Raw genomic sequence first — 19,781 nt, 5'->3', positions numbered from 1 at the left:
GGCCTCCGACGAATTTGAGGGGCGCAAGGATAACAAAAAAGGGCCATGTCGCCATGGCCCTTTTTCAGCAGAGGCTCCTTGCGGAGCTGACTTCTAACGGAAGTCCTATATCTATCAGCGATCCTTACAGACCCAACTTCTTGTGCAGGTAGTGGATATTGGTGCCACCGTGCTGGAAGTTTTCGTCTTTCATGATCTCTTTTTGCAGCGGTACGTTGGTCTTGATCCCTTCCACCACCAGCTCGTCCAGCGCATGACGCATGCGGGCGATGGCAATGTCACGATTCTCGCCGTAGCAGATCAGCTTGCCGATCATTGAATCGTAGTAAGGCGGTACCTTGTAACCGGCATAGATATGGGAATCCCAACGCACACCCAGACCACCCGGCGCATGGAAGCGCTGTACCAGACCCGGAGAGGGCATGAAGGTGGCCGGATCTTCGGCGTTGATCCGGCACTCGATGGCATGGCCATGGATGCGGATATCCTGCTGGGTGATCGACAGGGGCTGACCGGCAGCGATGCGCAGTTGCTCCTTGATGAGATCGATACCTGTGACCATCTCGGTAACCGGATGCTCAACCTGAATACGGGTGTTCATCTCGATGAAATAGAACTCGCCGTTCTCGTACAGGAACTCGAAAGTACCCGCACCGCGGTAGCCGATCTCGACACAGGCGCGTACGCAACGCTCACCGATGAACTTGCGCATTTCGGCAGTGATACCCGGCGCAGGTGCTTCTTCCACCACTTTCTGGTGGCGACGCTGCATGGAGCAGTCACGCTCGCCCAGATAGAGGGCATTGCCCTGGCCATCTGCCAACACCTGAATTTCGATGTGGCGCGGGTTTTCCAGGTACTTCTCCATGTAGACCATGTCGTTCTTGAAGAACTGGCCTGCTTCGGATTTGGTCAGGGCGATGGCCGCAGCCAGCTCGGCTTCGTTGCGCACTACGCGCATGCCGCGACCACCACCGCCACCGGCGGCTTTGATGATCACCGGATAGCCGATGCGCTTGGCAACGGCAGCATTGTGCTTGGCATCGCTGTCAACCGGGCCGTCAGAGCCTGGTACGCACGGTACACCCGCCTTCTTCATCGCTTCGATGGCAGAGACCTTGTCACCCATCAGGCGAATGGTCTCGGCACGGGGGCCGATGAAGACAAAACCGGATTTTTCGACCACTTCGGCGAAATCGGCGTTCTCGGAGAGGAAGCCGTAACCCGGGTGGATGGCCACGGCACCGGTTACCTCGGCGGCGGCGATGATCGCCGGAACATTGAGGTAGGAGTCGGTACTGGCCGGTTTGCCGATACAGATGGATTCGTCGGCCAGCAGCACATGTTTGAGCTCCCGGTCGGCGGTGGAGTGAACGGCCACTGTCTTGATCCCGAGCTCTTTACAAGCACGCAGGATCCGCAGGGCAATTTCACCGCGGTTGGCGATGACTACTTTGTCCAACATGGGTGGCAATTTCCCTTATTCGATGATGAACAGCGGCTCGTCAAATTCGACGGCCTGACCATTTTCAACCAGGATCGCTTTGATCACACCGGCCTTGTCAGACTCGATTTGGTTCATCATTTTCATGGCTTCGATGATGCACAGGGTATCACCGACGTTAACCTGTTGACCCACTTCTGCGAATGGCTTGGCTTCAGGGCTGGAGGAGCGGTAGAAGGAGCCAACCATTGGCGAGCGCATCAGGTGACCGCTCGGGGCGGCATCGGCGGCCGGTGCGGCGGCAGCAACAGGTGCGGCGGCAACCGGAGCGGCTTGCTGCATCATCATCTGCGGCATGGCGGTGGTCACCTGACCGGAGAAGTTGCGGCTGATGCGAACGGACTCTTCACCTTCGGAGATCTCCAGTTCGGCAATGCCGGACTCTTCAACCAGTTCAATCAGCTTCTTGATTTTGCGGATATCCATTAGCATTCTCTTTCTTCTTTATCTGATCAGTGATTAACAAGCCGCGCGCAGATGGTGCACGGCCGCGGTTAAAGCGAATTGGTAGCCATCGGCCCCCAGACCACAAATGACCCCTTTGGCGACATCAGACAGATAGGAGTGATGACGGAACGGCTCCCTGGCATGGACGTTTGACAGGTGAACCTCGATAAAGGGGATCGCCACACCCAGCAAGGCATCGCGGATGGCGACGCTGGTGTGGGTGAAGGCGGCTGGATTGATAATGATGAAATCCACCACGCCCATGGCCTGATGGATGCGGCTGACCAACTCATGTTCGGCGTTGGATTGCAGGTGTTCCAGAGTGACACCGAGTTCGCTGGCGTTTAGCTTCAGATCGGCGACGATCTCATCGAGCGTCTTGCTGCCGTAGATGCCCGGTTCCCGTTTGCCCAACAGGTTCAGGTTTGGCCCGTTGAGCAGAAGAATTCGGTGATTTTGCGACATATTGAGTACATCCTCGATGATAATGCTGCGATCTATCAGCTATCTTGTGGACTACCAGAAATCTAGCCATTTTCTGCGCAAATCGGTGTGCCCTGGCACACAGATTTCGCAATTATATTGATTTCGTGAAAATTAGCAGCATTTTACTGGTCTAATCTCTACATCTGCCTGTTTATTGCCCAATTCTGCTTGCTTTGCATATCCACGACAGCGTTTGCTTTTGCGGCTTCCTGAAAAGAGTAAAGCCGGCACAATGCCGGCTTTACGCAGTTGCAAAGGAAGCGGGATCAAGCTGCTTCCGACTTCTCGCGGATGAGTTTGTCCACGACTCCGGGATCCGCCAGGGTGGAGATATCCCCCAGACTGTCGGTCTCGCCGGTGGCGATTTTACGCAAGATACGACGCATGATCTTGCCGGAGCGGGTCTTCGGCAGTCCCTCGGCCCAGTGGATCACATCCGGGGTGGCGATGGCACCAATCTCCTTGCGCACCCACTCTTTCACCTCTTTGTGCAGCTCGCGGCTTGGCTCTTCACCGGAGATCAGGGTGACATAGGCATAGATCCCCTGACCCTTGATCTCGTGGGGTACCCCCACCACCGCAGCTTCGGCGATCTTGGGATGGGAGACCAGCGCCGATTCAATTTCGGCGGTGCCCATGCGGTGGCCGGAGACGTTGAGTACATCATCCACCCGACCGGTGATCCAGTAGTCGCCATCGGCGTCGCGACGGGCGCCGTCGCCGGTGAAGTAGCGGCCGGGGAAGGTAGAGAAGTAGGTCTGCTCAAAGCGCTCGTGATCGCCGAACACGGTACGCATTTGGCCCGGCCAGGAGTCGGTGATCACCAGGTTGCCCTCGGTTGCCCCTTCCAGCGGTTCGCCCATGTTGTCCACCAGCGCCGGTTGCACCCCGAAGAAGGGTTTGGTGGCTGAACCCGGTTTCAGGTCGGTAACGCCGGGCAGCGGGGTGATCAGGATGCCGCCGGTCTCGGTCTGCCACCAGGTATCGACGATGGGGCAGCGCTCGTCACCAATGGTGCGGTAGTACCACTCCCAGGCTTCCGGGTTGATGGGCTCGCCCACCGAGCCCATGATGCGCAGGCTCTGGCGCGACGTGTCGGTGACCGCTTCGTTGCCCTTGGCCATCAAGGCGCGGATGGCGGTGGGGGCGGTATAGAGAATGGTGACCTGGTGCTTGTCCACCACCTGGCTCATGCGGTTGGTCGCCGGGTAGTTGGGCACCCCTTCGAACATGATGGTGGTGGCACCATTGGCCAGCGGGCCATAGACCAGATAGGAGTGACCGGTGACCCAGCCCACGTCGGCGGTACACCAGTAGATATCCTGCTCGTGGTAGTCGAACACATATTTGAAGGTGAGGGTGGCGTAGACCAGATAGCCGCCGGTGGTGTGCAGCACCCCTTTGGGTTTGCCGGTGGAGCCGGAGGTGTAGAGGATAAACAGCGGATCTTCGGCGTTCATCGCCTCGGGCGGGCAGTCGCTGCTGACGGCGGCAGTTGCTTCATGCCACCAGACATCGCGGTGATTGTGCCAAGCGACGTTGCCGCCGGTGCGTTTGAGTACGATCACCTTGTTGACCTGGGTATCCGGGTTGGTGAGCGCTTCATCCACGTTTTTCTTGAGTGGCACCGGACGGCCGCCCCGCAGCCCTTCGTCGGCGGTGATCACGATGCGGGAACCGGAGTCGATGATGCGACCGGCCAGCGCTTCCGGCGAAAAACCGCCGAATACGATGCTGTGTACCGCGCCGATACGGGTACAGGCCAGCATTGCGATGGCCGCTTCGGGCACCATGGGCATATAGAGGCAGACCACGTCGCCGCGGTGAACCCCTTGTGCTTTCAAGACGTTGGCAAACTTGCACACTTCGCTGTGCAGCTCGCGGTAAGTGAGTTTGCGATCTTCGGCGGGGTTGTCCCCTTCCCAGATGATGGCGACCTTGTCCCCCCGTTCGGCGAGATGACGATCGAGACAGTTGGCCGAGACGTTGAGCTGGCCATCTTCAAACCATTTGATGGAGACATGGCCCGGATCGTAGGAGGTGTTTTTAACCTTGCTGTAGGGCTTGATCCAGTCGAGAATTTTTCCCTGTTCGCCCCAAAAGGTATCGGGATCCTCGATGGAGGCCTGATACATGGCGGCATAGTCGCCCTTGTCGAGCAGGGCGTTGTTGCTGATATGGGGCTTTACCGGGTAGACCTTGCTCTCGCTCATTGCTCACTCCTTTGCATACATTCCCTTAATGATTAAGTAACAACTTATACCTTTGGTTGATGGGGGCAATTAGACTTTTGGATAGGCGGCAACAGTTGGTTACAGGGCAAAGAGTGACAATTAATCGGTGAGCGGGTAAAAGGGGGCGTGTTGATTAATAGGAGGTGATTATGTTTTCCCTGTTGCTCTGTGCATCCCTCTGGCAGTTTGATGCGCCAGTTCCTGCTGGCGAACCAGTGAAAGAGTTTGCGATCACCCATCAGGAAGCCTCGCCCGCGCTGCGGGATCAGGTTGCCGATCAGCTTGGTCATGCATGGCAGGCCAAAGAGCCCACCACCAAACTTACCTTCAGCGAGCCTGCCCCCCGTTATGCTGGCGAATCACCGCTGACGCGCATGCTCAATGACCGTGATGATGGTTGGGAATCCCGCTTGCAGATTGAGTGGTAATCCGCTTGGTAGCCAGGAGGCGGATGCCTCCCGGCTGATGATGAGGATTGCCTACAGCTATGAGACATAGCGCTGATGCAGCCGATCCCCCATATGTTCGACATGCAGTGGTTTGCTGAACAGATAGCCCTGTCCTTCGCCGCAGTTGAGTGATTGCAAGAAGGCATGTTGTGCCCGGGTTTCAATCCCCTCGGCGGTGACCTCCATATCCAGACTGTCGGCCAGATTGATGATAGTGCGACAGAGCTCCCGACTGTTCTTGTCTTCCGGCAATGCCTGCACAAACGCCCGGTCGATCTTGATGCGATCAATCGGCAGGGTCTTGAGCAGACTCAGTGACGAGAAGCCGGTGCCAAAGTCATCGATGGCAATCTGAACGCCGAGACTTTTCAGGCGGGTAAAGAGATCCAGACTCTGTTCGACCCGCTGGATAATGCTCTCCGTCACCTCTATCTCCAGCCGCTCTGGCGGAAATCCGGTCTCATCCAATATGGCGGCGACCCGCTCAACGTAGCCGGGGGAGCGCATCTCCCGCACCGACACATTGACCGACAAGCGGGGCACCGGCAGCCCTGCGGCCAACCAGTTTTGCCCCTGCTCGCAGGCGTTGCGCATCACCCACTCGCCAATCTTCTCGATCAGGCCGCACTCCTCTGCCACCGGAATAAAGCGGGTCGGCGCTATCATCCCCTCACTTGGATGCTGCCAGCGCAGCAGCGCTTCCAGCCCGCTCAGGTGGCCGTTAGCCAGATTGGTCATGGGTTGATAGAAGATGCAGAGCTGTTCGAGCTCAAGGGCCTTGAGCAGTCCCTGCTCAATCTGCATCCGCTCACGAGCCTGTGCCGCCATGCCGGAGTTATAGAACTGGAAGCCGTTGCGCCCCTGATTTTTCGCCTCGTACATGGCGCTGTCAGCGGCGCTGACCAGGGTTTCCGGGCTATCTGCATGATCCGGATAGATGGCGATACCTATGCTCGCCGAGATAGCCACCAGTTCATGTGCCAGCTCAACCGGTTCACGCAACACTGTCAGCAGGGTATTGGCGAGGGTTGCCAGCTCGTCCGGTTCCTCCAGATAGGGGATCAGCACCAGAAACTCGTCGCCACCCAAGCGGGTTGCCAGATCATTGTGCTGCAGACAGCCACGGATCCGCTCTGCCAGCCGCTTGAGCAGCTCATCGCCGACCCCATGGCCCAGACTGTCGTTGATCAGTTTGAAGCCATCCAGATCGATAAAGAGCAGCCCCAACCGTTTGCGATTGAGCTGCGCGGTTTTCAGCTCAAGGGCCAACCGCTCCTGCAACAGATGACGATTGCCCAGCTCGGTCAGGGGATCGTGATAGGCAAGATGATTCAGCTCGGCCTCCACCTTGCGGATGGCGCTGATGTCGGAGAGGGCGATCACATAGTGGGTGGTGTTGTTGAAGTTGTCATAGACAGCGCTGATCTGCTGCCAGGAGGAGAAGTAGCTACCATCCTTGCGCAGGCAGACCATCTCGCCATGCCAGGCGTTGTTGCCGGGGCGCAGGTGATACCAGGGATAGTCGAGGTCGGTGTAGCGCTTGGGGTGCATGATGATATCCGGGGTGCGGCCGATCACCTCCTCGGCATTGTATTGGGTCAGCATGGTGAAGGCCGGGTTGACCGACAGAATATGGTGTTCGCTGTCGAGGATGATGATCCCCTCGGCCGTGGTATCGAATACCACGTTGGCCTGATGGAGTCGCTCCTCCTGACGGCGGCGGGCGGTGGCATTGTGAATGACCCCCATGACCCGGTGGCCGACCGACTCGGTGGCGGGCACATGGTCGGCATGAATATCGACCCAGTGCCGCTCTTTGAGGGGGGTGAGGTAGCTCAGGGTGAGATGGATGGGGTCATGGCTTTGCAGGGCAGCCTTGAGCTGGCTGCCTGCTCCCGGTTCAAAGCAGTCGACGAACGCTTGCAGTCCGCCGTGGAACTGGTTGGCCTCGATGCCCAGTAGGGGTTCAATCTGGCCGTCGAACAGCAATCTGTCCTCCGCCACATGCCACTCCCACACACCGATTTGGGCCGCTCGCATCGCCAGCTGCAGCCGTTGTTCGGTTTCGTACTGCTCGGTGATGTCCCGCACGATGGCGAGGATGCCGTTGAGTTCCCCCTTGTCATCACGCATCGGGCTGTAGGTGGCCTGAAAGCGTCGGGAGCTGCTGTCGTATGCTGCCGTTTGACCGGTGATGGCGATATCCACGTAGGGAATGCCGCTGCGCATGATCTGCTGAAACATGGGCTCCAGAGTCGGGGCCAGCTTGGGCAGCACCTCTCTGAGGTGCTTGCCCTGATGCTCCTCGATACTTTTGCCGTTGATGTCGGCCAGCACCTGATTGACTTTGCGGTAGCGAAATTCGCAGTCAAAGACGCCGATACCCAGAGGAGCGTTATCCATCAGCTGTTCCAGGACAGTGTGATCTGACAGCTGGCTCAACATTGCCTCGGCGTCGGCGTTGAAAAGCTTCCCATCCATGATGACCTCTGCATTGATTGTTTTATCACTTGCATCAGTTGTCAGTATGGCACGAGCTGTTTAGAAGGGAGTCAAGCGGAGTTATCTGGTTGTTATGTTGAACAAATGTTGCGCGACGTGTGGCCATTTGCTGCGTGCTGCCACAGAGTCGCAGCATCTAAAAGACCCCGCCGAAGCGGGGTCAGGTTTACTGCCAAACAGTGCAATGGAAGAGGGCTTAATCCCGATCCGGGGTCAGCACGGTCGGTTTGGAATCCGGCAGCATATCCGGATGATCCAGGTTGTAGTGCAGGCCGCGGGACTCCTTGCGCAGCAGGGCGCAGTTGACGATGAGCTCGGCCACTTGTAGCAGGTTGCGCAGCTCCAGCAGGTTGTTGGAGACGCGGAAGTTGGCGTAGTACTCCTGCACCTCCTGCTTGAGCAGGTCGATGCGGCGCTTGGCACGGGCGAGGCGTTTGTTGGTACGCACTATTCCCACGTAGTCCCACATCATCAACCGCAGCTCGTGCCAGTTGTGCTGGATCACCACCAGTTCGTCGGAATCGTCCACCTTGCTCTCGTCCCACACCGGCAGGCGCGGCGGCTCCACGCTCATCGGCAGCTTGGCCAGAATGTCGGCCCCTGCCTGATGGGCATAGACCACGCATTCCAGCAGGGAGTTGGAGGCCATGCGGTTGGCGCCGTGCAGACCAGTGTAGGTCACTTCGCCGATGGCGTAGAGGCCGGGAATATCGGTCTGGCCGTTGTTGTCGATCATCACGCCGCCACAGGTGTAGTGGGCGGCAGGCACGATAGGCATCGGCTCCTTGGTAATGTCGATACCGACCGCGAGGCAGCGCTCATGGATGGTCGGGAAGTGTTTGATGATGAAATCTGCCGGCTTGTGGCTGATGTCCAGATACATGCAGTCGGCGCCGAGCCGCTTCATCTCGTGGTCGATGGCGCGGGCGACGATATCCCGCGGGGCCAGCTCGGCCCGCTCGTCAAACTCCGGCATAAAGCGGCTGCCGTCGGGGCGGCGCAGATAGGCACCTTCCCCGCGCAGCGCTTCGGTCAGCAGGAAGTTGGGGTCGTCCGGGTGGAACAGGCTGGTGGGGTGGAACTGGTTGAACTCCAGATTCGCCACCCGGCAACCGGCCCGCCATGCCATGGCGATACCATCGCCAGAGCTGACATCCGGGTTGGAGGTGTATTGGTAGACCTTGGAAGCGCCACCGGTCGCCAGCGCCACGAAACGGGCGCGGATCACCTCGACCTGCTCGGCGTTGCGGTTCCAGACGTAGGCACCCAGCACCTTGTTGCCCGGCAGGTTGAGCTTGCGGGTGGTGATGAGATCGACCGCGTTGAAGCGCTCCATCAGCTGGATATTGGGGTGGGCACGCACCTGATCGATCAGGGTGAGCTGCACCGCCTTGCCGGTGGCGTCGGCCGCGTGGAAGATGCGGCGATGGCTGTGCCCCCCCTCGCGGGTCAGGTGATAGTGGGATTCTCCATCGGCGTCCTGCTCTTGATCGAAGGGAACTCCCTGCTGGATCAACCACTGGATGGATTCGCGGGCGTGGCGAGCGGTGAACTCCACCACGGCCGGATCACACAACCCTGCCCCGGCGTTGAGCGTGTCGCTCACATGGGATTCGATGCTGTCGGTTTCGTCGAAAACGGCAGCGATGCCTCCTTGCGCATAGAAAGTGGCCCCCTCACTGATGGGCCCCTTGCTCAGAACCAGGATTTTGGCGTGGTCTGCCAATCGCAACGCGAGAGACAGACCAGCGGCACCGCTGCCAATGATCAGTACATCGCAAAGGTATTCAACACTTGCTTTCATAAGTATCATTGGCCTGGATTAAGAACTGGCACCATGGTAGCCCAAGCGAGGGCGAGGATGCAGCCTGCGTCACATTTTTTTCAATTGAAGCGAACTTTCTCTGATTCTCCCTGTCTGAACTTGTGCGCTTAGGAAGGGCCGGAAAAGAAGAACGATAACCTGATGGGGGTTTTACGGCTCTGATGAGCGACCAGAATCTACTGGACGAACAGCTGGTTGAACGGGTCCAGCGCGGCGATAAAGCAGCATTCAACCTGTTGGTAAAAAAATACCAGCATAAGGTGGTCAACCTGGTGGCCAGGTATGTCAACAATCCCGGTGATGTGCCCGACGTGGCGCAAGAGGCCTTTATAAAAGCCTACCGGGCATTGCCGACATTCCGTGGCGAAAGTGCTTTTTACACCTGGTTGTACCGTATTGCCGTGAATACGGCGAAGAATTATCTGACCTCCCAGGGGCGCAGGCCGCCCAGCAGTGATGTGGAGGCTGACGACGCAGAGTCTTATGGTGGCGGTGAAGCCTTGCAAGAGGTGGCTACCCCTGAAAACCTGGCGCTGACCGACGAGATCCAGCGTACAGTGTTTGCCGCTATCGAGGCCTTGCCGGAAGACCTGAGGACAGCGATCACCCTTCGTGAGTTGGAAGGGTTGAGCTATGAAGAGATTGCCGAAATCATGGATTGCCCTGTGGGTACGGTCAGATCCCGTATCTTCCGGGCGAGGGACGCAATCGATAAAAAGCTGAAACCTCTGATCGAGAATTAACTGGGGAAAGACGGGTTAACTTATGGCAAATAAAGAGCAAATCTCTGCCCTGATGGATGGTGAACTGAGTGATGCCGAGGTGTTGAACGAGTTGGAGATGGATTCCGACTTGCAAGATACCTGGGGTCGTTACCACCTGATAGGCAATGCCATGCGGGGTGACCTGTCGGTCAATCTGCAACTGGATCTCAGCACCAGCATCATGGCTGCGCTGGAAGATGAGCCAACCATACTGGCACCCAAGCCGGTTGAGGCGGCTCCTGTGCTGCAACCGGTCGTTGCACCGGTCAAGACAGATTCCAATGTAATACCGCTGTTCCGTCGGGTCTGTCAGCAGCTTGGTCAATATGCCATTGCCGCTTCCGTTGCTGCCGCCGTTATCTTCGGGGTGCAGCAGTATCAGGGGCAGGATGGTCTACCAACCAACCCGGTACTGAATACTATTCCTGTTGGTGGTAGTGCTACGCCGGTGAGCGTTCACTATCCGCAACAAGACGGTACTCGTGCTCGTCAGCAAGGGCTGACCGAACAGCAAATGCAGGAGCAGCGGGAGCGCGTCAATGCCTTCCTGCGTGACCACCAGTTGCAGCAACGCCTGTTGCAAGACAGACAGATTCAACAATAACGTATTGTCAGGGATCACATCGTGCGCCAGTCCAGCCGTATTTTGCTGGCCTCTCTCCTGCTGATCAGTGCCAAGGCCTCGGCCGACGATAAGTCGGCCGAGGCCTTGTTGCAGCAGATGCAGAGTGCCGTGCAGCAGCAAAACTTTGAGTTATCCATGGTCAAGGCCCGTCAGGGGCGTCTTGAACCGATCCGCATCAGCCATGCGGTGATCGATGGCCAGGAAGTCGCCCATCTCAGTTACCTCGATGGCAAGGCGATCGAATATCTGCAGCGTCAGGATGAATACACCTTTTTCGAGAACAGCCACGAGCCTTATACCCTGAAAGATGCCCGTTTTCCCGGTGTCTGGTCGACCCTGGTGAATATGCCAATCGCGCGGGTGCTGGAGAGTTATGATCCGGTGCTGGCTGGCCGTAGTCGCGTTGCCGGTGTGGTGGCGCAGGTGGTCAGATTGGTGCCCAAAGAGGCAGACAAGTACGGCTTCGTGCTATGGATTGATGAGCAGAGCAATCTGTTGCTGCGGGTCGACATGGTGGAGCGGGAAGGCAATCTGGTGGAGCAGGTGTTGGGGGTTGAGCTGGCGCTGCAGAGCAAACCTGCCCCCTGGCTGGTGACCCTGGCCAAGAGCAAACAGCCTGCCGCCTTAGCGCTGGAAGATGCCTATCCTGCCCCCCAGCAAGCCCTGAACTGGCAGATTTCCTGGCTGCCAGATGGCTTCAAGATCCTGTCGCAAGACCGACATCAACTGGTGACCACCAGTATGCCGGTGGATTACATGATGCTCTCTGACGGGCTGGTGGATTTGTCGGTCTATGTCTCCCGGGTTGACCCCAAACAGGCGGTGCGTCAGCAGCTGATCCGTCAGGGCGCCACCTCGCTGGTGAGCTATGTCAACGATGTGGGGGTCGAGATCACCGTGGTGGGTGAAGTACCAGCCGAGACGGCCAAGCGAATTGCCGAGTCGGTCCAGCCGTTGGCCCGTAACGAAGCAATCCCCTGATGGGCGATGACCGGAACATCCCGGCTTGCCGGGCGCGGCGTGTTGTCTTCAGGTATCTTTATGCTTTTCCAGATCCCTTTGTTGAACCCGAGGTCTTGCCGTGAATGAGATGAGTGAAGAGTTGGCGACCGTGGTGGCCATCGAGGGAGACCATGTCTGGGTAGAGTGCGAGCGGCGCTCTGCCTGCAGTGGTTGCCAGCAACAGTCCAACTGCGGCACTGGCACCGTGGCCAAGGCATTTCCTCTCAAAGTACAACGCTTGCGGGTCAAAATGACCACCGAGGTAGGGGTTGGTCAGCAAGTTCGGCTGGGTATCCCGCAGCAGAGCTTGCTGCGTGGTGCCGCCCTGGTCTACGTCTTGCCGCTGTTTTGCCTGCTGGCAGGCGCTCTGTTGGGGCAGCTGTGGTTGGCACCGCTACTCTTGGGCGGGGAGGGGATCACCATTCTCTGCTGCCTGTTGGGGGGAGGGCTGGGTTTTTTACTGGTTCGTTACTTTTCCAACCGCCTCGATCAGGGCTGCTACGGCCCGCAGATGCTTGGCGTGGTGGTTCCTGTCCATATCCTCTCCTGACCGAACTCGCGCTATTTCACGGGTGCTGGCGACTAAAGAATGGCCGTCAGCCGGGTTATCCAGTAAAATCGCGCCTCCATAACTGACCTTAACTAATTTTGAGTGACTCTTGCTCGATGAAACACATTCGTAACTTTTCGATTATTGCGCACATCGACCACGGTAAATCGACCCTGTCGGACCGTCTGATCCAGACTTGCGGTGGCTTGTCCTCCCGCGAGATGCAGGCTCAGGTGCTTGACTCCATGGACCTGGAGCGCGAGCGCGGCATTACCATCAAAGCACAGAGTGTGACCCTGAACTACCAGGCACAAGACGGTAACACCTATCAGCTGAACTTTATCGACACCCCGGGCCACGTAGATTTCTCCTACGAAGTCTCCCGCTCGCTGGCGGCCTGTGAAGGGGCGCTGCTGGTGGTGGATGCCGGTCAGGGGGTTGAGGCACAGACTCTGGCCAACTGCTACACCGCCATGGAAATGGCGTTGGAAGTGGTGCCGGTGCTGAACAAGATTGACTTGCCTGCGGCCGAGCCGGAGCGGGTTGCTGAAGAGATCGAAGATATCGTCGGTATCGATGCGATCGATGCGGTGCGTTGCTCCGCCAAAACCGGTCTCGGTGTTGATCTCGTGCTGGAAGAGATCGTAGCGCGTATCCCGCCACCGGAAGGTGATCCGGATGCCCCGCTGCAGGCACTGATCATCGACTCCTGGTTCGACTCCTATCTGGGGGTTGTGTCTCTGGTGCGGGTCAAGAACGGCTCGCTCAAGAAGAACGACAAGATCAAAGTGATGACTACCGGCCAGGTATGGGGTGTCGATCGTATCGGTATTTTCACCCCCAAGCAGGTGGATACTCAAGGACTGGGTTGTGGCGAGGTAGGTTGGGTTGTCTGCGGTATCAAAGACATCCATGGCGCACCGGTGGGCGATACCCTGACCCAAGCCAAGAACGGTGCCGACAAGCCGCTGGCGGGTTTCAAGAAGGTCAAGCCGCAGGTTTATGCCGGTCTGTTCCCCATCTCCAGCGATGACTACGAGTCGTTCCGTGACGCCCTCGACAAGCTGTCACTCAATGATGCCTCCCTGTTCTTCGAACCGGAGAGCTCCACAGCGCTGGGCTTTGGCTTCCGTTGCGGCTTCCTCGGTATGCTGCACATGGAGATCATCCAGGAGCGTCTGGAGCGGGAATACGATCTGGATCTGATCACCACTGCGCCGACTGTGGTTTACCAGATTGAGTTGAATAATGGCGAGACTATCCACATCGATAGCCCGTCTGCGATGCCGCCGGTTAACAACATCAAAGAGATGCGTGAGCCGATCGCCGAGTGCAACATCCTGCTGCCGCAAGAGTACATGGGTAACGTCATTACCCTCTGTATCGAGAAGCGGGGCGTGCAGACCAACATGGTCTACCACGGCAATCAGGTTGCATTGACCTATGAAATCCCGATGGCAGAAGTGGTGCTCGACTTCTTCGACCGCCTGAAATCCACCAGTCGTGGCTACGCCTCGCTGGATTATGGCTTCAAGCGTTTCGAAACCTCCGAGATGGTTCGTCTGGATATCATGATCAACGGTGAGCGGGTTGACGCGCTGGCCATCATCACCCACAAGGAGAACGCCCAGTATCGCGGTCGCCAGGTGGTTGAGAAGATGCGTGAGCTGATCCCCCGTCAGATGTTTGATATTGCCATTCAGGCATCCATCGGCAACCAGATCATCGCGCGCAGCACCGTCAAGGCACTGCGTAAGGACGTAACCGCCAAATGCTACGGTGGTGACGTGAGCCGGAAGAAGAAACTGCTGAACAAGCAGAAAGAAGGTAAGAAGCGGATGAAGTCTGTTGGCCGTGTCGACGTGCCACAGGAAGCCTTCCTCGCGATTCTCCATGTCGGAAAGGACTAAAAATAGATGGCAAGCACGTTTTCCCTGATCCTGGTGGTGGTCTGTGTGATCACCGGTTTTATCTGGTGTCTGGACAAGATGATCTGGTCCAAGCAGCGCGCTGCCAAGATTGCCGTGGCCCGTGCCCATGGCGGTGCCCACCTGGATGAAAAAACGCTGGCCAAGGTTGCCCCCGTGCCGGTCTGGATTGAGCAGACCGCCGGGATCTTCCCGGTGATCACCTTTGTGCTGATCCTGCGTTCGTTCATCTTTGAACCGTTCCAGATCCCGTCAGGTTCCATGATGCCCACCTTGCTGGTGGGCGACTTCATCCTGGTGGAAAAGTTTGCCTATGGCTTGCGGGATCCGGTGACCAACACCAAATTCCTCGAAACTGGCGAGCCGGTGCGTGGCGATGTGGTGGTGTTCAAGTATCCCCTTGAGCCGCGCGTTGACTACATCAAGCGGGTGGTTGGCATGCCGGGTGATCGGATCATCTATCGCAACAAAGAGCTGATGATCCGGCCACGCTGTGCTGAAGCGGGTGGCGAGGAGCAGGAAGGGAAAACGTGCCCGGGCTTTACCAAGCTCGACATCAAGTTTGAACAAAGAGGCGAATTTACCCAGATGGGGATCCCCCTTGACCGCTATACCGAGCAGTTGGGTGATGTTGCTCACGAGACCCTGCGCAACCCGCTGATGCCGGATCTGGTTGGTCGTTACTATCGCCAGCCCGGCACTTATCCTGATGAGTGGGTGGTACCGGAAGGGCAGTACTTCGTGATGGGCGATAACCGTGACAACAGCACCGACAGCCGTTTCTGGGGCTTTGTGCCCGAGCAGAATCTGGTCGGCAAGGCGGTCGCTATCTGGATAAGTTTTGAATTTGAGCGCGAAGAAGGCTCCCTGCTGCCAAGTTGGGTACCGACAGGGGTGCGCTTCAACCGCATTGGCGGAATTAAGTAAATGAATATCAAGATGAACAGACTGCAGTCCCGTCTCGGGCATGTCTTTCAGGATCAAGAGTTGCTGACCCGCGCATTGACACATCGCAGCGCCGGTTCTCGTCACAACGAGCGACTGGAATTTCTGGGTGACTCCATTTTGAGCCTGGTGATTGCTGATGCGCTGTTCCACCGCTTCCCGCAAGCGGCAGAAGGGGATCTCAGCCGCATGCGTGCCACTCTGGTGCGTGAGAAAACCCTTGCCGAACTGGGCCGGGAGTTTGACCTCGGGGATCACCTGATCCTCGGGCCAGGTGAACTCAAGAGCGGTGGTTTTCGCCGTGAATCCATTCTGGCCGACACGGTCGAGGCGGTGATTGGCGCCGTCTATCTGGATACTGATCTTGAGGTGGTGCGGACACTGCTGCTGAGCTGGTACGCCAGCCGTCTGGACGAGATCAAGCCAGGCATTGAGCAGAAAGATCCCAAGACCCGCCTGCAAGAAATTTTGCAGGGAACCCGCAAATCCCTGCCAACCTACACAGTGACTAACGTCAAGGGTGAGGCCCACAACCAGGAGTTCACCGTCCAGTGCGACGTGGAAGGTCTGGATGGTCCGCTCAAAGGGGTCGGCACCAGCCGCCGCAAGGCCGAGCAGGCCGCGGCGCAGCAAGCGCTGGACAAGTTGTCATGACAGGTACGTCTGATTCAAAAAGGCGCTGTCTTTTAACACCACAAGCATTGGAACAACTGTCATGACAGATACTACCTACTGCGGCTTTGTCGCCATTGTGGGCCGCCCTAACGTGGGCAAGTCCACTCTGCTCAACAAGCTGCTTGGCCAGAAGGTCAGCATTACCTCGAAAAAACCTCAGACCACCCGTCACCGGATTTTGGGGATCGATACCGACGAGAACTATCAGACCATCTTTGTTGATACTCCGGGTCTGCACATCGAAGAGAAGCGGGCCATCAACCGTTTGATGAACCGTGCCGCCACCAGTTCGCTGGGAGATGTGGCCATGGTGGTATTCATGGTTGACGGTACCCACTGGACCAAGGATGACGAGATGGTGCTTGGCAAGTTGCGCCACTTGCCTTGCCCCGTGGTGCTGGCGGTCAACAAGGTCGACAACGTCAAAGAGAAAGAAGACTTGCTGCCCCACCTCGAGTGGCTGGGTCAGCAGATGAATTTCTCCCACATCCTGCCCATCAGTGCCGAGAAGGGCACCAACGTGGAGAAGATCCGCGAGTGGGCCAAGGATCTGCTGCCGGAGAACAACCACTTCTTCCCGGAAGATTACGTGACCGATCGTTCGTCACGCTTCATGGCCTCCGAAATCATCCGCGAGAAGCTGATGCGTTTCACCGGTGAGGAGCTGCCCTACTCGGTGACGGTGGAGATCGAACGCTTCAAGGTGGAAGAGAACGGCCTCTACCACATCCACGGTCTGATCCTGGTTGAGCGTGATGGCCAGAAAAAGATGGTCATCGGCAACAAGGGCGAGAAGATCAAGACCATAGGTACCGAAGCACGCCTCGACATGGAACGGCTGTTCCAGAACAAGGTGCACCTCGAGCTGTGGGTCAAGGTCAAGTCCGGCTGGGCTGATGACGAGCGCGCCCTGCGTAGTCTCGGGTATGGTGACGACTGATTGCTGAGCCCGGCTTTCGTCATCCATAGTCGGCCCTATCGGGAGACCAGCCAGCTGGTCGAGGTATTCACCCAGGATAGTGGCCGCTTTACCCTGGTGGCTCGCGGTTCTCGCGGGCCACGCTCCCCCCTCAAGGGGCTGCTGCAACCCTTTACCTTGCTCACCATCGCCTGGCGCGGCAAGGGGGATCTCAAGAACCTCACCCAGGTCGAATGCCCGGATCACTCCCTGCGACTCGGTGGCGACCGCCTCTTCTACGGCCTCTATCTCAACGAGCTGGTCTACTACCTGCTGGAAGCGCATACCCCGTTCCCCGAAGTGTTTGACGCCTATGCCCGTGCCATCATGGCGCTGGCAGATGGCGAGACGCCGGAGCTGCCGTTGCGCCGCTTCGAGTTCCTGCTGCTGCAGGCGCTCGGTTATGCGGTGGATTTCGAATACACGGCGGACGATGAGTCGGCCATCGAGCCAACCCTGCTCTATGGCTTCGAGCGTGAATTGGGCTTTGTCGCTTGCGAGCGGGCGCCAGATCCCCGTACCCTGTTTCTCGGTGCCCACCTGCTCGCCTTTGCCGAGGGGCGTTTCGATACCCCTCCCTTGCTGCAGGCGGCCAAACGTTTCAGCCGACTGGCGCTGCAACCCTATCTGGGCAAGCGCCAGCTAAAGAGCCGGGAGCTGTTTTTAAAACGTAAAGCCAGCATGCAAGGCTGACACACATTACAGACATACGGATATTGGCGCGGGGTGATTTGCTGACCGCGCAGTCAACAGATGAAGAGTTTCAAGGAGTTCTCAATGAGTGAAATCTATCTGGGTGTGAACATCGACCATATCGCGACTCTGCGCAACGCCCGTGGCACCCAGTATCCGGATCCGGTGCAGGCTGCTTTTGTCGCTGAACAGGCGGGTGCTGATGGCATTACCGTTCATTTGCGTGAAGATCGCCGCCACATCACCGATCGCGACGTGGAGATCCTGCGCCAGACTATCCAGACCAGAATGAACCTGGAGATGGCGGTGACCGAAGAGATGATCGGCATCGCCTGCCGCATCAAGCCGCACTTCGTCTGTCTGGTGCCGGAGAAGCGCACCGAAGTGACCACCGAGGGCGGTCTGGATGTGGCTGGTCAGCTGGCCAAGGTGACTGACGCCGTTGCTCGTCTCTCCGCTGTGGGAGCCCAGGTTTCGCTCTTTATCGATGCCGATCCCCTCCAGATCGATGCGGCAGCCGAAAGCGGCGCCCCCTTTATCGAGATCCACACCGGCCGTTACGCGGACGCCACCACTGATGCCGAGCGCAACGCCGAGTTCAAGCGCATCGCCGCCGGTGCCTCCTATGCTGCTGGCAAAGGCTTGAAGGTCAATGCTGGCCACGGCTTGCACTACCACAACGTCAAGGCCATCGCCGCCATCCCAGAGCTCTATGAGCTCAATATCGGCCACGCCATCATCGGCCGCGCCGCCTTCGACGGTCTGGCCAAGGCGGTCAGTGACATGCGCCTGTTGATGCAGGAAGCCCGTCAGGGGATCTGATCCGCCAGACTGGCCGCCAAAAATAACAAGGGACGCCACGGCGTCCTTTGTTGTTGCTGGCCCTATTCAAGTGGGGGCAATGGGCTTAGCGGCTCCCGCGCCGTAATAACCCAGTACAATCGGCTATAAGCAGTTGATGTCAAAAGGGTTACACTGGTTGACCCTGTGAGTTGGACGAGATTGTTATGGATCACCCCCTGTACCACCCTGATATCACCGACCTGGAACCTGTCGCCCGTGCTGCGGGGGCGGCCATCATGGCGATCTACCGCGAGCCCTTTGCGGTGGAGTACAAGAGCGACGAGAGTCCGCTCACCGCTGCCGACAAGGGGGCTCATGAGGTGATTGTGCAGGGGTTGGCGCGGCTGACCCCCGATATCCCTGTGCTGTCGGAAGAGTCGGGCCCCGAGGTGATGGCGGCCCGTCACGGCTGGTCACGCTACTGGCTGGTGGACCCCCTCGATGGCACCAAGGAGTTTGTCTCCCGCAATGGCGAGTTCACCGTCAATATCGCGCTGATTGAAGAGGGGGTACCGCGTTGGGGACTGGTCTATGCCCCTGTGCTGGACAAGCTCTGGTATGGCGGCAAGGGGCTCGGGGCTTGGCGCATTGCCGATGGCAAGCGCGAGGCCATCCAGACCCAGCCTCATCGGGAAGGAACGGCGTGGCGGGTGGTGGGCAGTCGCAACCACCTTTCGCAGGAGACCCTCGATTATCTGGCTCGCTTCGGGGATATGGGGCGGGGCGAGATTGAGCTGGTCTCCATGGGCAGCTCCCTCAAGTTCTGCATCATTGCCGAGGGGGGCGCCGAGCTCTATCCGCGCCTTGCTCCGACTTGCGAGTGGGATACCGGCGCCGCGCAGGCGGTGCTGGAGGGGGCGGGTGGCAGCGTCACCCAGCTCGATGGTTCCCCCCTTGCTTATAACAAGCCCGACATCCTTAACCCCTGGTTTGTCGCCAGGGGGGGACCTCGTCGGTGAGCTGAGCATCGCTCACATCGCCCAATAAAAAGAGGCCGGAGCGGGTTGCACACCCGCTCCGGCCTCTTTGCATCTGGCACTGTCTTAAAAGACTTTCTTGAACGGCTTGATGGTGACCTTGGCGTAGACACCGGCGGTCACATAAGGGTCGGCATCAGCCCAGGCTTTGGCGTCCGCCTGCGAGGCAAACTCGGCGATGACGGTGCTGCCGGTAAAGCCCGCATCGGCCGGATCTTCTGCATCGATAGCCGGGTTGGGGCCGGCGGTCAGCAGGCGCCCTTCATCCTGCAGCGCTTGCAGCCGGGCCAAGTGGGCAGGACGAACCTGCTTGCGCAGTGGCAGGCTATTGGGGACATCTTCGGAGTAGATGAGATACCACATGAGAGGATCCT

General features: G+C 58.2%; 19 protein-coding genes. 12 read left to right on the top strand and 7 right to left on the bottom strand.

Annotated elements, in window-relative coordinates; translation table 11 throughout:
• Positions 1 to 124: 124 nt before the first annotated feature.
• The 4 genes from accC to acs all read right to left on the bottom strand — a co-directional run bounded on the left by accC (position 125) and on the right by acs (position 4,650).
• Positions 125 to 1,465: an acetyl-CoA carboxylase biotin carboxylase subunit gene (gene accC, locus ACY8FN_RS19875; protein WP_042020951.1), complete on the bottom strand. Its 1,341-nt coding sequence runs from the start codon at positions 1,463 to 1,465 to the stop codon at positions 125 to 127.
• Positions 1,466 to 1,480: 15 nt separating this feature from the next.
• Positions 1,481 to 1,930 (bottom strand): acetyl-CoA carboxylase biotin carboxyl carrier protein, encoded by a 450-nt coding sequence (gene accB / locus ACY8FN_RS19870; RefSeq protein WP_042020950.1) that lies wholly within the window; start codon positions 1,928 to 1,930, stop codon positions 1,481 to 1,483.
• 33 nt (positions 1,931 to 1,963) lie between these two features.
• On the bottom strand, positions 1,964 to 2,416 hold the full coding sequence (gene aroQ, locus ACY8FN_RS19865; RefSeq protein WP_101321167.1) for a type II 3-dehydroquinate dehydratase: 453 nt from the start codon (positions 2,414 to 2,416) through the stop codon (positions 1,964 to 1,966).
• 287 nt (positions 2,417 to 2,703) lie between these two features.
• A complete protein-coding gene (gene acs / locus ACY8FN_RS19860; RefSeq protein ID WP_463100987.1) occupies positions 2,704 to 4,650 on the bottom strand; it encodes an acetate--CoA ligase in 1,947 nt (648 codons plus the stop codon).
• Positions 4,651 to 4,820: 170 nt separating this feature from the next.
• Here acs and ACY8FN_RS19855 point away from each other — a divergent pair, with 170 nt between their 5' ends.
• The gene (locus ACY8FN_RS19855) at positions 4,821 to 5,099 is read left to right on the top strand and encodes a hypothetical protein (RefSeq protein WP_101347890.1); all 279 of its coding nucleotides are present in this window, start codon (positions 4,821 to 4,823) and stop codon (positions 5,097 to 5,099) included.
• A gap of 57 nt (positions 5,100 to 5,156) precedes the next feature.
• Here ACY8FN_RS19855 and ACY8FN_RS19850 read toward each other — a convergent pair whose 3' ends face one another.
• On the bottom strand, positions 5,157 to 7,601 hold the full coding sequence (locus ACY8FN_RS19850) for a sensor domain-containing protein (RefSeq protein WP_463100986.1): 2,445 nt from the start codon (positions 7,599 to 7,601) through the stop codon (positions 5,157 to 5,159).
• Positions 7,602 to 7,818: 217 nt separating this feature from the next.
• Positions 7,819 to 9,426, bottom strand: coding sequence for an L-aspartate oxidase (nadB, locus tag ACY8FN_RS19845; RefSeq protein WP_101325627.1), 1,608 nt, complete (start codon positions 9,424 to 9,426; stop codon positions 7,819 to 7,821).
• Between the two features lie 182 nt (positions 9,427 to 9,608).
• Here nadB and rpoE point away from each other — a divergent pair, with 182 nt between their 5' ends.
• From rpoE to cysQ, 11 genes are all read left to right on the top strand, one after another.
• A complete protein-coding gene (gene rpoE / locus ACY8FN_RS19840) occupies positions 9,609 to 10,190 on the top strand; it encodes an RNA polymerase sigma factor RpoE (protein ID WP_042020941.1) in 582 nt (193 codons plus the stop codon).
• A 22-nt stretch (positions 10,191 to 10,212) separates the two neighbouring features.
• Complete coding sequence (locus ACY8FN_RS19835) at positions 10,213 to 10,815, top strand: sigma-E factor negative regulatory protein (RefSeq protein ID WP_463100985.1); 603 nt, start codon at positions 10,213 to 10,215, stop codon at positions 10,813 to 10,815.
• 21 nt (positions 10,816 to 10,836) lie between these two features.
• Positions 10,837 to 11,817: a MucB/RseB C-terminal domain-containing protein gene (locus ACY8FN_RS19830; RefSeq protein ID WP_101325625.1), complete on the top strand. Its 981-nt coding sequence runs from the start codon at positions 10,837 to 10,839 to the stop codon at positions 11,815 to 11,817.
• A 109-nt stretch (positions 11,818 to 11,926) separates the two neighbouring features.
• A complete protein-coding gene (locus tag ACY8FN_RS19825) occupies positions 11,927 to 12,388 on the top strand; it encodes a SoxR reducing system RseC family protein (RefSeq protein ID WP_463100984.1) in 462 nt (153 codons plus the stop codon).
• 116 nt (positions 12,389 to 12,504) lie between these two features.
• Complete coding sequence (lepA, locus tag ACY8FN_RS19820) at positions 12,505 to 14,298, top strand: translation elongation factor 4 (RefSeq protein ID WP_098968646.1); 1,794 nt, start codon at positions 12,505 to 12,507, stop codon at positions 14,296 to 14,298.
• A 6-nt stretch (positions 14,299 to 14,304) separates the two neighbouring features.
• A complete protein-coding gene (gene lepB / locus ACY8FN_RS19815; protein ID WP_463100983.1) occupies positions 14,305 to 15,243 on the top strand; it encodes a signal peptidase I in 939 nt (312 codons plus the stop codon).
• Positions 15,244 to 15,915, top strand: coding sequence for a ribonuclease III (gene rnc / locus ACY8FN_RS19810; protein ID WP_042020934.1), 672 nt, complete (start codon positions 15,244 to 15,246; stop codon positions 15,913 to 15,915).
• A 61-nt stretch (positions 15,916 to 15,976) separates the two neighbouring features.
• Entirely contained in the window at positions 15,977 to 16,876 is a 900-nt protein-coding gene (gene era, locus ACY8FN_RS19805) for a GTPase Era (protein WP_042020933.1), read from the top strand.
• Entirely contained in the window at positions 16,877 to 17,587 is a 711-nt protein-coding gene (gene recO, locus ACY8FN_RS19800) for a DNA repair protein RecO (protein WP_101321151.1), read from the top strand. It abuts the gene before it with no gap.
• An 84-nt stretch (positions 17,588 to 17,671) separates the two neighbouring features.
• Positions 17,672 to 18,409 carry a pyridoxine 5'-phosphate synthase gene (gene pdxJ / locus ACY8FN_RS19795; protein ID WP_098968648.1) on the top strand — a complete coding sequence of 246 codons (738 nt, stop codon included), beginning with the start codon at positions 17,672 to 17,674 and terminating at the stop codon, positions 18,407 to 18,409.
• Positions 18,410 to 18,594: 185 nt separating this feature from the next.
• Complete coding sequence (gene cysQ, locus ACY8FN_RS19790; RefSeq protein ID WP_463100982.1) at positions 18,595 to 19,389, top strand: 3'(2'),5'-bisphosphate nucleotidase CysQ; 795 nt, start codon at positions 18,595 to 18,597, stop codon at positions 19,387 to 19,389.
• 84 nt (positions 19,390 to 19,473) lie between these two features.
• Here cysQ and ACY8FN_RS19785 read toward each other — a convergent pair whose 3' ends face one another.
• The gene (locus ACY8FN_RS19785) at positions 19,474 to 19,770 is read right to left on the bottom strand and encodes a YciI family protein (RefSeq protein WP_068979247.1); all 297 of its coding nucleotides are present in this window, start codon (positions 19,768 to 19,770) and stop codon (positions 19,474 to 19,476) included.
• Positions 19,771 to 19,781: the final 11 nt, after the last annotated feature.

It is taken from the genome of Aeromonas sp. 160P (genome assembly GCF_055193095.1).
This window is presented reverse-complemented; position numbering and strand designations above follow the sequence as displayed.

Excerpts from the sequence above, each read along its gene's own strand:
- accC (WP_042020951.1), bottom strand. The coding sequence starts at position 1,465 with ATGTTGGACAAAGTAGTCATCGCCAACCGCGGTGAAATTGCCCTGCGG.
- accB (WP_042020950.1), bottom strand. The coding sequence starts at position 1,930 with ATGGATATCCGCAAAATCAAGAAGCTGATTGAACTGGTTGAAGAGTCC.
- aroQ (WP_101321167.1), bottom strand. The coding sequence starts at position 2,416 with ATGTCGCAAAATCACCGAATTCTTCTGCTCAACGGGCCAAACCTGAAC.
- acs (WP_463100987.1), bottom strand. The coding sequence starts at position 4,650 with ATGAGCGAGAGCAAGGTCTACCCGGTAAAGCCCCATATCAGCAACAAC.
- ACY8FN_RS19855 (WP_101347890.1), top strand. The coding sequence starts at position 4,821 with ATGTTTTCCCTGTTGCTCTGTGCATCCCTCTGGCAGTTTGATGCGCCA.
- ACY8FN_RS19850 (WP_463100986.1), bottom strand. The coding sequence starts at position 7,601 with ATGGATGGGAAGCTTTTCAACGCCGACGCCGAGGCAATGTTGAGCCAG.
- nadB (WP_101325627.1), bottom strand. The coding sequence starts at position 9,426 with ATGAAAGCAAGTGTTGAATACCTTTGCGATGTACTGATCATTGGCAGC.
- rpoE (WP_042020941.1), top strand. The coding sequence starts at position 9,609 with ATGAGCGACCAGAATCTACTGGACGAACAGCTGGTTGAACGGGTCCAG.
- ACY8FN_RS19835 (WP_463100985.1), top strand. The coding sequence starts at position 10,213 with ATGGCAAATAAAGAGCAAATCTCTGCCCTGATGGATGGTGAACTGAGT.
- ACY8FN_RS19825 (WP_463100984.1), top strand. The coding sequence starts at position 11,927 with ATGAGTGAAGAGTTGGCGACCGTGGTGGCCATCGAGGGAGACCATGTC.
- lepA (WP_098968646.1), top strand. The coding sequence starts at position 12,505 with ATGAAACACATTCGTAACTTTTCGATTATTGCGCACATCGACCACGGT.
- lepB (WP_463100983.1), top strand. The coding sequence starts at position 14,305 with ATGGCAAGCACGTTTTCCCTGATCCTGGTGGTGGTCTGTGTGATCACC.
- rnc (WP_042020934.1), top strand. The coding sequence starts at position 15,244 with ATGAATATCAAGATGAACAGACTGCAGTCCCGTCTCGGGCATGTCTTT.
- era (WP_042020933.1), top strand. The coding sequence starts at position 15,977 with ATGACAGATACTACCTACTGCGGCTTTGTCGCCATTGTGGGCCGCCCT.
- pdxJ (WP_098968648.1), top strand. The coding sequence starts at position 17,672 with ATGAGTGAAATCTATCTGGGTGTGAACATCGACCATATCGCGACTCTG.
- cysQ (WP_463100982.1), top strand. The coding sequence starts at position 18,595 with ATGGATCACCCCCTGTACCACCCTGATATCACCGACCTGGAACCTGTC.
- ACY8FN_RS19785 (WP_068979247.1), bottom strand. The coding sequence starts at position 19,770 with ATGTGGTATCTCATCTACTCCGAAGATGTCCCCAATAGCCTGCCACTG.